At 58.1% G+C, this 12,973-nt stretch carries 12 protein-coding genes; 8 read left to right on the top strand and 4 right to left on the bottom strand.

Translation table 11 applies throughout. The features are described 5' to 3' along the window. Positions 1 to 593: 593 nt before the first annotated feature. The 6 genes from cyoA to queC all read left to right on the top strand — a co-directional run bounded on the left by cyoA (position 594) and on the right by queC (position 6,230). On the top strand, positions 594 to 1,535 hold the full coding sequence (gene cyoA, locus AC07OT_RS29140; protein ID WP_027607622.1) for a ubiquinol oxidase subunit II: 942 nt from the start codon (positions 594 to 596) through the stop codon (positions 1,533 to 1,535). Between the two features lie 3 nt (positions 1,536 to 1,538). Next, positions 1,539 to 3,557, top strand: coding sequence for a cytochrome o ubiquinol oxidase subunit I (gene cyoB, locus AC07OT_RS29135; protein WP_065939027.1), 2,019 nt, complete (start codon positions 1,539 to 1,541; stop codon positions 3,555 to 3,557). A 3-nt stretch (positions 3,558 to 3,560) separates the two neighbouring features. Continuing rightward, positions 3,561 to 4,187, top strand: a complete 627-nt coding sequence (locus tag AC07OT_RS29130) for a cytochrome o ubiquinol oxidase subunit III (RefSeq protein ID WP_010206435.1) — start codon at positions 3,561 to 3,563, stop codon at positions 4,185 to 4,187. Next, entirely contained in the window at positions 4,187 to 4,528 is a 342-nt protein-coding gene (gene cyoD, locus AC07OT_RS29125; protein WP_010206434.1) for a cytochrome o ubiquinol oxidase subunit IV, read from the top strand. The genes AC07OT_RS29130 and cyoD overlap by 1 nt, the downstream gene beginning before the upstream one ends. Positions 4,529 to 4,539: 11 nt before the next feature. Further along, complete coding sequence (gene cyoE / locus AC07OT_RS29120) at positions 4,540 to 5,427, top strand: heme o synthase (protein ID WP_027607620.1); 888 nt, start codon at positions 4,540 to 4,542, stop codon at positions 5,425 to 5,427. A gap of 104 nt (positions 5,428 to 5,531) precedes the next feature. Next, the gene (gene queC / locus AC07OT_RS29115; RefSeq protein ID WP_495109707.1) at positions 5,532 to 6,230 is read left to right on the top strand and encodes a 7-cyano-7-deazaguanine synthase QueC; all 699 of its coding nucleotides are present in this window, start codon (positions 5,532 to 5,534) and stop codon (positions 6,228 to 6,230) included. Between the two features lie 51 nt (positions 6,231 to 6,281). Here queC and AC07OT_RS29110 read toward each other — a convergent pair whose 3' ends face one another. After that, positions 6,282 to 7,160 (bottom strand): queuosine precursor transporter, encoded by an 879-nt coding sequence (locus AC07OT_RS29110; RefSeq protein ID WP_495109706.1) that lies wholly within the window; start codon positions 7,158 to 7,160, stop codon positions 6,282 to 6,284. Next, positions 7,147 to 7,752 carry a helix-turn-helix transcriptional regulator gene (locus AC07OT_RS29105; protein ID WP_092359290.1) on the bottom strand — a complete coding sequence of 202 codons (606 nt, stop codon included), beginning with the start codon at positions 7,750 to 7,752 and terminating at the stop codon, positions 7,147 to 7,149. Before AC07OT_RS29105 ends, AC07OT_RS29110 begins: the two co-directional genes overlap by 14 nt. 304 nt (positions 7,753 to 8,056) lie before the next feature. On the opposite strand from AC07OT_RS29105, the gene glyA reads away from it, so the two are divergent. Together glyA and ptaA are read left to right on the top strand one after the other, a co-directional pair. Further along, the gene (gene glyA, locus AC07OT_RS29100; protein ID WP_092359288.1) at positions 8,057 to 9,412 is read left to right on the top strand and encodes a serine hydroxymethyltransferase; all 1,356 of its coding nucleotides are present in this window, start codon (positions 8,057 to 8,059) and stop codon (positions 9,410 to 9,412) included. 146 nt (positions 9,413 to 9,558) lie between these two features. Further along, on the top strand, positions 9,559 to 10,641 hold the full coding sequence (gene ptaA / locus AC07OT_RS29095; RefSeq protein WP_495109705.1) for a pyoverdine biosynthesis transaminase PtaA: 1,083 nt from the start codon (positions 9,559 to 9,561) through the stop codon (positions 10,639 to 10,641). Positions 10,642 to 10,689: 48 nt separating this feature from the next. On the opposite strand, the gene AC07OT_RS29090 is transcribed toward ptaA, so the two are convergent. After that, the gene (locus tag AC07OT_RS29090) at positions 10,690 to 11,406 is read right to left on the bottom strand and encodes a hypothetical protein (RefSeq protein WP_115488660.1); all 717 of its coding nucleotides are present in this window, start codon (positions 11,404 to 11,406) and stop codon (positions 10,690 to 10,692) included. A gap of 101 nt (positions 11,407 to 11,507) precedes the next feature. Then, the gene (locus tag AC07OT_RS29085; protein ID WP_495109704.1) at positions 11,508 to 12,758 is read right to left on the bottom strand and encodes a 2-aminoadipate transaminase; all 1,251 of its coding nucleotides are present in this window, start codon (positions 12,756 to 12,758) and stop codon (positions 11,508 to 11,510) included. Positions 12,759 to 12,973: the final 215 nt, after the last annotated feature.

Genomic DNA, 12,973 nt, shown 5'->3' with positions numbered 1-12,973 from the left:
CAGTTCGTGGTTTGGACGACGCCACGTACCTCACGTCGTACAAGGCTTTGAGTGATGTCCGAATGCCTTGTTTTATGGGGGGTTGCATAGGTTTCGTAGGCCCTTACGGGGTGTAAGGGCTGTGACCGTTTGCCCTATAACACGGCAATTTTTGTGGTTTTTGTTGAGAATTGAACGCGATAAGATCGCGAACCATTGCAATATTGGTGAAGGATTATTGCTGTAATCGATAAAAATTATTTCTTTATAAGACATGGTTTATACATCGCTAGCTAACTACAATCGCCCGCACTGAATGTCCGGTGCTGCTCAATATTTGAGCACTGGAGCGGTCGAGGGGCAGATGGACGGCTCTGTGCGACCCCAAGGTTCCGGCAGCCTTTCAACTATCCGCACCAAATGGAATTGGTCTGTAACAAGGCCTTTAACCACGAAATCGAATAAGAACTCACCGCAGGTCCGTGAAACGCTCCGTTATATGGCGTGCCGGGCAGGCTCTTATTCAATCGAAGAGAAATGCCAACCCTTGGCAGGGTGAAGTGTTGGCGATCAAAACCCAACTGCATTGCGCAAGCTGCTTTAGAGGTCGTGAGATGAGTAAAAACAGGTACCCCCGATTACTAGGCTTTTTGCCGCTGCTTGGCATGATGTTAATGCTGGGAGGCTGCAAGTGGACCTTGATGGACCCAAAAGGACAGATCGGTCTGGATCAACGAAACCTGATCATCACTGCCACCCTGCTGATGTTGTTGGTCGTGGTGCCTGTGATCATCATGACCTTTGCCTTCGCCTGGAAATACCGCGCGTCGAACACCAGCGCGACCTACGCGCCTAAGTGGTCGCACTCCACCAAGATCGAAATCGCGGTGTGGCTGGTCCCGATCCTCATCATCATCGCCCTGGGTTACATCACCTATAAGTCGACCCACGAGCTGGACCCGTACCGTCCGCTGGAGTCCGACGTCAAGCCGATCAACATCGAAGTGGTCGCGCTGGACTGGAAGTGGCTGTTCATCTACCCGGACCTGGGTATCGCCACGGTTAACCAGATTCGCTTCCCTGAGAACACCCCGCTTAACTTCCGGATCACCTCCGACGCCGTGATGAACTCGTTCTTCATCCCTGCCCTGGGCGGTCAGATCTACGCGATGGCAGGCATGCAGACCCGACTGCACCTGATCGCCAACGAAAAAGCTGAAATGGAAGGCATCTCCGCGAACTACAGCGGCGCTGGCTTCACCGGCATGAAATTCAAAGCGATCTCGACGAGCCAGGAAGATTTCAACGCCTGGGTAGCCGAAGTCAAGGCCGCACCTAAACAGCTTGATCAAGCTGAATACGACGCCCTGACCAAACCAAGCCAGAACAACCCTGTCGCCCTGTACTCCGCGTATGAGCCGAACCTGTTTCAGAAAATCGTCGACAAGTACGAAGGTATGAAGCCAGGCAAGCCGGTCAAGCACGAGAAGAAAGAAGTGGCCGCGGTTGAAGGTTCTGACACGGGCTCGCATTCAACTGCTGGGGCAGAGGAGTAAACGATGTTTGGTAAATTAAGTTGGGATGCGGTCCCGTTCCACGAGCCGATTGTGATGATTACCATCGCCATGATCGCGCTGGGTGGTCTGGCACTGTTTGCAGCAATCACTTATTTCAAGAAGTGGACCTACCTGTGGACCGAGTGGCTGACGTCGGTCGACCACAAGAAAATCGGCGTGATGTACATCATCGTTGCCATGGTCATGCTGCTGCGTGGTTTTGCCGACGCCATCATGATGCGTACCCAGTTGGCCATGGCCACCGAAGGTTCGCCTGGCTACCTGCCGCCTGAACACTATGACCAGATCTTCACCGCCCACGGTGTGATCATGATCATCTTCATGGCGATGCCTTTCTTCACCGGCCTGATGAACCTTGCAGTGCCGCTGCAGATCGGTGCGCGTGACGTTGCCTACCCGTTCCTGAACTCCCTGAGCTTCTGGCTGCTGGTTTCCGGCGTGGTGCTGATCAACGTTTCCCTGGGTGTCGGCGAATTCGCCAAGACCGGTTGGGTTGCGTATCCGCCATTGTCGGGCATCCAGTACAGCCCTGGCGTGGGTGTGGACTACTACATCTGGGCGCTACAGTTATCAGGACTCGGGACGACGCTGACGGGGGTCAACTTCCTGGCCACCGTCCTGAAAATGCGCGCCCCTGGCATGAAACTGATGGACATGCCGATCTTCACCTGGACCTGCACCTGGGCCAACGTCCTGATCGTGGCGTCGTTCCCGATCCTGGCCGCTACCATGGCGCTGCTGTCGCTTGACCGTTACCTGGATTTCCACATTTTCACCAATGAACTTGGTGGCAATCCAATGATGTACGTGAACCTGTTCTGGGCATGGGGTCACCCTGAGGTGTACATCCTGATCCTGCCAGCGTTCGGTATCTTCTCCGAAGTGATCTCGACCTTTACCGGCAAGCGCCTGTTCGGTCACCACTCGATGGTCTACGCATCGGGCGCAATCTCCGTACTGGGCTTCATGGTGTGGCTGCACCACTTCTTCACCATGGGTTCGGGGGCCAGCGTCAACGCCTTCTTCGGCCTTGCGACGATGCTGATTTCCATCCCGACGGGGGTGAAGCTATTCAACTGGCTGTTCACCATCTACCACGGCCGTCTGCGCATCACTAGCCAGGTCCTGTGGACCCTGGGCTTCATGGTGACCTTCGCCATCGGCGGCATGACCGGCGTACTGCTGGCCATTCCGGGTGCTGACTTCGTCCTGCACAACAGCCTGTTCGTGATCGCTCACTTCCACAACGTGATCATCGGTGGTGCGGTATTCGGCTACATCGCTGGTTTCAGCTTCTACTTCCCGAAAGCGTTCGGCTTCAAGCTGCACGAAGGCTGGGGCAAGGCTGCGTTCTGGTTCTGGATCTCGGGCTTCTTCGTTGCGTTCATGCCGCTCTATGCACTGGGCTTCATGGGCATGACCCGTCGTCTGAACGCCACTACCAACCCTGAGTGGGTGCCGTACCTGTACGTCGCCATGTTTGGTGCACTCATGATCGCTGTGGGTATCGCCTGCCAGTTGATCCAACTGTACGTGAGCATCCGTGACCGTAAGCAGAACGCTTGCGAATCCGGCGACCCATGGAATGGCCACACCCTGGAATGGTCGACCTCGTCGCCACCTCCGTTCTACAACTTCGCCGTGATCCCGACTGCGAACACCATCGATGCGTTCACCGAAGCCAAGGAAGACGGTACTGCGTACCAGAAGCCCAAGCACTACGAGCCGATCCACATGCCAAGCAACACCGCTACTGGCGTGGTGATGGGTGCGCTGTTGACCGTGTTCGGTTTTGCGATGATCTGGCACATCTGGTGGCTGGCAATCGTGAGCCTGGTGGGCACCATCGGCTACTTCATTGTCCACGCAGCACGTGATGATCAAGGCTACATGGTGCCGGTCGAAACGATCGAGCGCATCGAAGCCGAGCAGCACGCTCGCCTGGTCGCCGAGAAGAAAATCCCGGCCAACCGTGTAGAAACCTCGTTGGAACAGGCTTAAACCATGTCGAACTTAGTGACCAATGCTGGACACGCCCATGTCGATGACCATGGGCACGATGACCATCACCACGACTCGGGGCCGATGACCGTTTTCGGTTTCTGGCTCTACCTGATGACCGACTGCATCTTGTTTGCGTCGATCTTTGCGGTGTACGCGGTGCTGGTAAACAACGTTGCGGGTGGCCCGTCGGGCCACGACATCTTCGAACTGCCTTACGTGCTCGGCGAAACCGCCTTGCTGTTGTTCAGTTCGATCACCTACGGCTTCGCCATGTTGGCCTTCTACAAGGGCAACAAGAAAGGCGTCCTGAGCTGGTTGGCACTGACCTTCCTGTTCGGCCTGGGCTTCATCGGCATGGAGATCAACGAGTTCCATCTGCTGATCTCCGAAGGCTACGGCCCGCACCGTTCCGGCTTCCTGTCGGCGTTCTTCACGCTGGTAGGCACCCACGGTCTGCACGTAACGGCCGGCCTGCTGTGGATGGCGGTGATGATGTATCAGGTCAATAAACACGGCCTGACCAACACCAACAAGACTCGCCTGAGCTGCCTGAGCCTGTTCTGGCACTTCCTGGACGTGGTCTGGATCTGCGTCTTCACCGTTGTTTACCTGATGGGGACTCTGTAATGGCTAATGCACACTCCCATGACCATGACAGCCATGATGCGAGCCACGGCAGCGTTAAGTCGTACGCCATCGGCTTCATCCTGTCGGTAATCCTGACGCTCATCCCGTTCGGTCTGGTGATGTACCCGACCCTGCCGAAATCGATCACTTTGATGATCGTGCTGGCGTTCGCGGTGATTCAGGTTCTGGTTCACCTGGTGTACTTCCTGCACCTGGATCGTTCTAAAGAGCAGCGCGATAACGTGATTGCGTTCGTGTTCGCAGGCTTAGTAATCCTGCTGCTGGTTGGCCTGTCGATATGGATCATGTTCAGCATCCATACGTTCATGATGGCGAAGTGAGGTAAGACCCGATGTCGCTTAAGCACTTTATCCAAATCACCAAACCGGGGATCATTTTCGGTAACGTGCTTTCTGTGGCGGGCGGTTTCTTCCTGGCCTCCAAGGGACATGTCGATCTGGCCATCTTCCTGGCTGCGATGATCGGCACGTCCCTGGTGGTAGCTTCCGGTTGTGTCTTCAACAACTGCATCGACCGTGACATCGATATCAAGATGGAGCGCACCAAGAATCGCGTGCTGGTCCAGGGGCTTATTTCCCTGAAACTGGCGCTGATCTTCGCGACCGTCCTGGGTGTTGCCGGTGTGGCCCTGTTGTACCAGGTGGCCAACCCGCTGGCGGCGTTGTTTGCCGTGATCGGTTTTGTCATCTACGTCGGCCTCTACAGCCTGTACCTCAAGCGCAAGTCGGTTCACGGCACGCTGGTGGGCAGTCTGTCGGGGGCGATGCCGCCGGTGATTGGTTATGTGGCTGTGACCAATAGCTTCGACATGGCTGCGCTGGTGCTGCTGGTGATGTTCAGCCTGTGGCAGATGCCGCATTCCTACGCCATCGCGATCTTCCGCTTCAACGACTACCTGGCTGCTTCGATTCCGGTCCTGCCGGTCAAGCGTGGCATCCAGGTCGCCAAGAAACACATCCTGCTCTACATCCTGGCCTTCCTCGTGGCGACCTTGATGTTGACCTTCAGTGGCTACGCCGGCATGAGCTACCTTGCCGTCGCCGCGGCCATGGGCATGTACTGGTTGTACATGGCCTGGACCGGCTACAAGGCGGTGGACGACACCGTCTGGGCGCGCAAGCTGTTCGTGTTCTCGATCTTCACCATCACCGCGCTCAGCGTGATGATGTCCCTGGATTTCCAAGTGCCGAAAGAGCTGTTGCTGACCTACGCCCACTGAGTGTCTGAGTAATAAAAAGGCCCCGCCTTCGAAAGAAGCGCGGGGTTTTTTATTGAGTGACCTTTAAACTACGACCAAACCCTACCCCTGCAGGAAGCAAAGTGATGAGTAAAAAAGCCGTTATGGTGTTCAGTGGCGGTCAGGATTCGACGACCTGCCTGATCCAGGCGCTGCCGCTGTATGACGAAGTGCACTGCATCACCTTCGATTACGGTCAGCGCCATGTCGCGGAAATCGAAGTCGCCCGGCAGCTGGCCAAGCAACTGGGGGCCACCGTTCACAAAGTGATGGACGTGTCGCTGCTCAACGAACTGGCGATCAGCAGCCTGACCCGCGACAACATCCCGGTGCCTACCGTGAACAGCTCCGGAGAAAGCCTGCCGAGCACCTTTGTGCCGGGCCGCAATATTCTGTTTTTAACCCTGGCGGCTATCTACGCGTATCAGGTCAAGGCCGAGACGGTGATCACCGGCGTGTGTGAAACCGACTTCTCCGGCTACCCCGATTGCCGCGATGAGTTCGTCAAAGCCTTGAACCAGGCGCTCAAGCTGGGCATGGAGTACGACGTACGCCTGGAAACCCCGTTGATGTGGCTGAACAAGGCCGAGACCTGGGCATTGGCGGATTACCACCAGCAACTGGACCTGGTCCGCGAGCAGACCCTGACCTGCTACAACGGCATTATCGGCACCGGCTGCGGCGAGTGCGATGCGTGCAACCTGCGTGCACGTGGCTTGAATGACTACCTGCAGAAAAAGGCAGCGGTCATGCAGAGCCTGAAGCAGAAATTGCAGCTGAACTGACCTCCAACACGCAGCTGTCGAGTCTCGACAAGGCTCGACAGCTGCTACGCATCAGGCAGTGGCGGCGGTCAGGTAGCGCTTGAACAACGAGCGGGCACCGTAGGCCGGCAGGATATTGAAGAACGCAAAGCCGACTTTGATCGCGATCTGTACGTAGATCATGCTCAGGATGTCGCTGGTCTGCATGGCGCCGTAGAACGCGATGAAGCAGAACAGGAAGCTGTCGATAATCACCGCAAAGAACGTACTGAGGAAAATGCGCAGGTACAGGTATTTGGAATTGGTCAGCTCTTTGATCTTGCACAGTAAATACGAGTTGATATTTTCCGACACCAGGAACGACACCGAAGAGGCGATCAATACCGACGATACCTGGACGATCACATCGTTGTAAGGACCGTCGAGCTTCCAACCTGGCAGGCCGGGCAGGAAGGTCGAGCCGTAGAGCAGGATGATGATCATCGCGTTGCTGGCAAAGGCAAACAGAATGGCCTTTCTGGCGAGTCTCAGGCCGAAGTTTTCGTTGAGCAGGTCCACGATCAAAAAGGTCAACGGATACAGGAAAGTGCCGGGCGTGACGATGATGTCGAGTGACTCGATGTAGATCGGTTTGGTCGCGGCGATGCTGGTGAAAATATAAAAAGTGAAGAGCAGCAGGTTCAGGATGATGTAGATCATCCATGAGTTTTCATTACGGTCATTGAGGTCGTACGCGGTCACCGAGCCGCCTTGGGAATAGAACTTCTTGTACAGGTTTTTAACTTCCATTTTATTTAAGTTGTCCATGATTTCGCTGTTGATGACTTCGCTCAACTTGACCCGGATGATCTTGCCCGTGGCGATGATCATGATCACGGCCAGGCTCTTGTCATTTTCGAAGCCAAGCAGTTTGTACTTGCTGTTTTCTATCTCGCTTTCATGCGTGATCATTGAAGCGCTCCTCAATGATATCGCCCAGTACACACAGGCGTTCTGAGTTGGCGCAGGCCTCACGGCTGATCAACAGCGCCTGAGTGACCTTGTCGAACACCAGCTTTTCCTTGGCATCGCTCGATGAACCCTTCTGGATGATCAGCAGGTCACCTGGCTCGTTCACTCCCGCGATGGGATGCTCCAGCTGCACGCCGATCAGGTTATGGGACGCGCCGAAGTAGTACGTGAGCGGGAAGAGGGTGGCCAGTTCGCCGATGCGCTTGTCCAGGTGTTGCATGACCTGGCTTTGCTTGAGCACAGGCACGGCTGCCGGGTTCATATTGCCCTGGGGCGAAACACTGCTCTCGATGATTTCCTTGGCTTCAAAATCGATGGTCTCGATTTCTTCGTAAGACACGCCGAAAAAATCGGAAATCTTGCGCAGGGTCGACTGTTGAACGTTGACGACCTTGCCTTCGAGGATGTTGTAGATCGTGGTGCGGGTCAGGCCGGCCGCGCTGCACAACGACAGTTGGGTCTCGCCGCGGCTCTTGATCAAGTACTTGATGTTGCTCTTCAAGTGCTCGGTTTTTTCTCGTCTGTGCATCACGTGCTCACCACTTCCCTTTAGTAAAAACCGTTGATCCTTGAAGACGCCACGCAGGCTGTTTCAGCACTGAAGTACCCATCCAGGGCGTTCAGGCTTTGCGGCGGGCGCAAGTGTTGCACGCGCGTGGCTTAACAATAAAGCCCAAGATGCTCGACCCTGTCAGGCGGAAAGGCAAATGGCCAGTTACTCGGCAAAGGGGGACAAAAGCGAACATTTAATTTGGAAAATGTTTAATTTCCTGTTTAATTGGGCGCCACGGTTCAGGACGAACCGCTACGCAGCGACCAAGGAAAGGACACTCCCCATGGCAGTCAATACCGTACACCTGCAGGATCAGGCTGACCTGTTGCGCCGAGGCATGGCGGATCTGCACGCCGAGGACATGGAGTTGGCGATGCTGCTGGACGCGGAAGTGGCGCGCCAGCACCGCACACTGTCACTGGTCGCGTCCTCCTGTGCGGTCGAACCCCGCACCCTGGTGGCCTCCGCGTCTGCATTGGTGAACATCACTGCCGAGGGCGCGCCTGGCCGACGCCATCGGGCGGGCTGCGAGAATGTCGATCTGGTCGAGTCCCTGGCTATCCGCAGGGCGCGTGAATTGTTCGATGCCCACTACGCCGGCGTGCAGTCGCACTCGGCTTCCAACGCCAACGCCCAAGTGCTGTCCGCCCTGCTTGAACCGGGGGATACCCTGCTGGGCATGGCCCACGATCACGGTGGGCACCTTACCCATGGCAGCCCCGCTGTATTTACCGGTGCCTACTACAAGGCCATTCGCTACGGCACCACCGCCGACGGACTGATCGATTACGCGCAGGTGCGTAGTCTGGCGCTTGCCCATCGCCCACGCATCATCATCTGCGGTGCATCGGCTTATTCGCGGGTTGTGGATTTCGAGCGGTTTCGCGCCATAGCCGATGAAGCGGGTGCGATCCTGCTCGCCGACATTTCTCATATTGCCGGGCTGGTCGTGACGGGGCGGCACCCGAGTCCGATCAATGCCGCGCATGTCACCACCACCTGTACCCACAAGCAGCTGGGTGGGCCGCGCGGAGGCTTGATCCTGTCCGGCCGCGATGCCCATACCAAGGTGCCCGGCTTGAGGGCGACCTTCAGCCGTGTACTTGATCAAGCCGTGTTCCCACGCATGCAGGGCGCGCCGGCGGTTAATATGATCGCCGCCAAAGCCGCTGCGCTGGGCTACGCGATGACGCCGGAGTTCGACGCGTGCATGGGGCGGATTCGCGCCCTGGCCGATGAAGTGGCCAGCGCGTTTCAGGCCCATGACTATGAAGTGGTCGGCGGGCGCAGTGAAAACCATACCGTGCTGATTCGCTTGCGCGGCGGCGTTACCGGCGCTATCGCCGAGTCGGCGCTGGAAAGCTGCGGTGTCGTGGTGGATAAAAACCGCATACCGGGTGAGACGCGTTCGTCTGCCGTTGCCAGTGGCTTGTGTATCGGCACGGGCTCCATGGCGCAACGCGGTGTCGATGCCGAGGGCTGTCGACACATCATCGATCTGGTGTGCCGGGTATTGGACAATGTCACCCCGCTGGGGGAGCACGCGTACCGCCTCGAACCGATTCTGCAGCAACAACTGCGTGCAGAACTCGAAGCCTTGTGTGCGAAATATCCCATCGCCGGCTACTGGGAACGCTGAAGCGCCCTGCTCGAAAAAAGCCCCGTCTTCGCACGTTGTACGGGGCTTTTTCATGGCGGCTCGGTTAAATCCTTCGTTCCTTGTCTCGTCATACCCTTCTATACGAGCTGTGCGAATTCCTCACCCGTCTACAAGGAGTAGTCACCATGGTCAGCGTTAGTCGTCGATCCCTTCTCGCTCTTGGCGCCGCCCTGCCTTTGCTCGGGCGCCTGGATTGGGCGCTCGCCGCACCCGCGCCGACCAAGACTGACAAGGTACTGCTCAACTACAACGAAAGCCCCTACGGGCCTTCGACGGCGGCCCGCGAAGCGATGCAGCGCGGCATCGCGACAGCCGGGCGGTATCCGTACAAACATATGTACGCCTTGGCCGGCCTGTTTGCCCAGCAGCACGGGATTGCCGAAGAGCAGGTGGCGGTATTCGCCGGCTCCATGGCCGCGCTGCGCTACGCGGTGTTGGCGTTCACCAGCGAAACCCGCGGCCTGGTGATGGCCACGCCGTCCTACGAAGTACCGCGCCAGGCCGCCGAGTCCCGTAAGGCGCCGGTGCGCGAAGTGGACCTTGACGCCGACCACGCCCACGACGTTCCCGCCATGCTCGCCGCCGATCCTCAGGCGGGGATGCTCTATGTCTGCAATCCCAACAATCCGACGGGCACCATCACCTCCACTGAGGCTATTCGCCAGGCGCTGGCGAACAAGCCCAAAGGCAGCGTATTGGTGGTGGACGAGGCCTACATCGACTTCGCCGACACCCCAAGCGTGGTGAGCTGGGTCAAGGACCATGACGACCTGTTGGTGTTGCGCACCTTCTCGAAAATCTACGGCATGGCCGGCGCCCGCCTGGGCCTGGCGATCGGCCACCCGGCGCTGCTGGAACGGCTGGCGGTATTCGGCGGTGACAATGTCCCGGCGGGTTCTTCCCTGCTCGGCGGCCTCTCCAGCCTGGAAGACGTAAAGCTGCTGCCACAACGCAAGGCGCTCAATGCCCAGTTGCGCGATGAAACAATCACTTGGCTCAAGGGCCGTGGCTTCACCTGCACGGCGTCCCAGGCCAACTGCTTCATGATCGACGTGAAGCAACCGGCCGAGCAGGTCATCGACAAGCTTGCCGCACAGGGCGTGTTCATCGGGCGGGTGTGGAAAAACTGGCCGCAGTGGGTGCGCGTGACGGTGGGGAACAAGCGGGAGATGGAGCGGTTTCGCGAGGTGTTTGCGGCGACGGTCTAGCGCCGACGTGGGAGGGGGCTTTCTTCCTCCCACATCAGTTCAGGGATGTCACTGCTGCGCGATGCTGTAGCCCTCAAACGCCGTCTGCTGTTGCAGCGCAGTAATCACGCTCTTGCGGCTCAGCGGCTGCTCGACGCCGGCGTTATCCACAAAGCTTTCAACCTCCAGCTCGGCTTCGTCGCCTTCGCCTACAAAGCTGAAGCCCAGGAACTCAAACGCCTCACGGTCGACGTTCAACCGCGAGCGTGGCGTGCGCAGCGGCAGGGTGACGCTGATGCCGTCCTTGCTGATCACAAACACTTCGGCTTCTTTCTTGGGGCGGGCGGCCTTGCCTTTGCCGGCGCTTGGGTTGCTGATGGCCTGGTGAGACTGGTTCAGCACTTTGAGGGCCAGCCCGTAGACCAGCTCCTGAAACTCAGGATCATCCTTGAAGCTCGACAGGATGCGGCTGATGGAGAACTTACTGCTCAGGTCTTCAAGGGCGAGGTTGTCAGCGGCTTCGGCGTCCTTGAGCTGCTTGAGCTGGCCCATCAGGTCGTAGGCCTTGTCGTCGTCGAAGGCGTCGTGGGCCTGACGGATGGCCACGCGCAGTTCGCGGATCTGGTCGCTTTCCTTGGAGGTGTGAAAGGCGTCCAGCACCATCTCGCTGATGATCTTGGCGGCTGGCACATGCTGTGAAAGATTGATGGCGTTTTCGTATTCAGCTTTGGCGTGCAAGGCGACTACGGATTCTTCGGCGGAGTGTTCGGTGTAAGAATCGGACATTGAAATTTCACTACTTCAGTAAACGGAAGACAAAAAAGCGTCGCGCATTTTCAGCGGGGAGGGGGATCAGGTCAAGGCTGCCGACCGGCGAATGCAGAGCGTCAAACCAACTGCTTCAGGCACGCCTGGAGAATATCCAGTCCTTCTTCCAACACCGCAGGCTCGATGGTCAGCGGTGCCAGCAAGCGCACGATGTGCCGCGACTTGCCGCTGGGCATCAACAACAGCCCGGCGTCTCGCGCCAGGCTCAGCAATTGGGCCAGTTGCCGGGGCGCGGGCGTGCCGTCGGCGTTGGCCAGTTCGATGCCACGCATGGCACCGACGCCGGTCAGGCGACCCAGGTACGGCGACAGGTGCTGCGAACGCCAGGCGGCATAGCGGGCGACGATCGCTTCTTCCTGCTGCGAGCCCCAGGCCTGCAAGTGTTCGTCCGTCATCGCATCGAGGGTGGCCAATGCCGCCGCGCAAGCGATGGGGTTACCCGAGTAAGTACCACCGAGGCCGCCTTTGGGCAGGTTGTCCATCAAGGCCTTGCGCCCGACTACCGCACCCAGCGGTACGCCGCCGGCGATGCTTTTGCCCAGCAGGATCAGATCCGGTTCGATGCCCAGACGTGAGAAGGCGAAACGCTGGCCGGTGCGCCCGAAGCCCGATTGGATCTCATCGGCAATCAGCAGGATATTGTGTTCATCGCAAAAGCGCCGCAGGGCGTGGGCAAACTCGATATCCAGCGCCAGGAAACCGCCTTCGCCCTGCACCGGCTCGATGATGAAACAGGCGACGTCAGCGACGTCGATTTCCACGCTGAACAAGCGGTCCATGGCTTTCAGCGCTTCAGCGCAGCTCACGCCGTTATCGGCGCTGGGGTAGGGCAGGTGATACACCGGGCCGGGCAGGACGCCGACCTTTTGTTTGTAGGGCGCCACCTTGCCATTGAGGTTGAGGGTGGCCAGGGTGCGGCCGTGGAAGGCGCCGTCAAAGGCGATCACCGCCGTGCGGCCGGTGGCGCCGCGCACGATTTTCAAGGCGTTTTCTGCCGCTTCCGCACCGCTGTTGGTGAGCATGCCGCTGACGGGGTAGTCCACCGGGATAAACCCGGTCAGGCGATCCATCAGTTCGATGTAGGGCGTGTGCGGTGCAGCGTTGAACGCATAGTGGGTCAACTTCGTCGCCTGTTCACGAATCGCCGCCACCACGCCCGGGTGGCAATGGCCAAGGTTGAGCACGCCGATCCCGCCGACAAAGTCGATATAGCGTTTGCCCGTGGTGTCCCAGACCTCGGCGTTGCTGCCATGGCTGAGGCTGATGGGATGAACGATGGAAATCGACTGGCTGATGGTTTCGCGGCTCATGAATCTCGGACTCGGCAGTGGCGGGTATATTTTTATCTAAGCCGTGGGCCACGCCCTGCCGCAAACGAAATAAAGTCGCCGGGTCATTCCAAATCGGAAGGAGCTGTTGCCAAAAGGTCGTTTGTGGCCACGCGGTAAACCCGTCGATACTCCCCCGGCAGCATCAGAAGCCGGCGCGGGCGGTGTGGCGCCGAATAACAAGAAACGACAGGGAG

The sequence above is a fragment of the Pseudomonas sp. GW821-FHT09C10 genome (assembly GCF_059418085.1).
The sequence above is the reverse complement of the archived record's forward strand: the minus strand, read 5'-3'. Positions and strand labels throughout refer to the sequence as shown.

Bases quoted from the DNA above. Each gene is read 5' to 3' on its own strand.
- cyoA (WP_027607622.1), top strand. From the start codon at position 594: ATGAGTAAAAACAGGTACCCCCGATTACTAGGCTTTTTGCCGCTGCTT.
- cyoB (WP_065939027.1), top strand. From the start codon at position 1,539: ATGTTTGGTAAATTAAGTTGGGATGCGGTCCCGTTCCACGAGCCGATT.
- AC07OT_RS29130 (WP_010206435.1), top strand. From the start codon at position 3,561: ATGTCGAACTTAGTGACCAATGCTGGACACGCCCATGTCGATGACCAT.
- cyoD (WP_010206434.1), top strand. From the start codon at position 4,187: ATGGCTAATGCACACTCCCATGACCATGACAGCCATGATGCGAGCCAC.
- cyoE (WP_027607620.1), top strand. From the start codon at position 4,540: ATGTCGCTTAAGCACTTTATCCAAATCACCAAACCGGGGATCATTTTC.
- queC (WP_495109707.1), top strand. From the start codon at position 5,532: ATGAGTAAAAAAGCCGTTATGGTGTTCAGTGGCGGTCAGGATTCGACG.
- AC07OT_RS29110 (WP_495109706.1), bottom strand. From the start codon at position 7,160: ATGATCACGCATGAAAGCGAGATAGAAAACAGCAAGTACAAACTGCTT.
- glyA (WP_092359288.1), top strand. From the start codon at position 8,057: ATGGCAGTCAATACCGTACACCTGCAGGATCAGGCTGACCTGTTGCGC.
- ptaA (WP_495109705.1), top strand. From the start codon at position 9,559: ATGGTCAGCGTTAGTCGTCGATCCCTTCTCGCTCTTGGCGCCGCCCTG.
- AC07OT_RS29090 (WP_115488660.1), bottom strand. From the start codon at position 11,406: ATGTCCGATTCTTACACCGAACACTCCGCCGAAGAATCCGTAGTCGCC.
- AC07OT_RS29085 (WP_495109704.1), bottom strand. From the start codon at position 12,758: ATGAGCCGCGAAACCATCAGCCAGTCGATTTCCATCGTTCATCCCATC.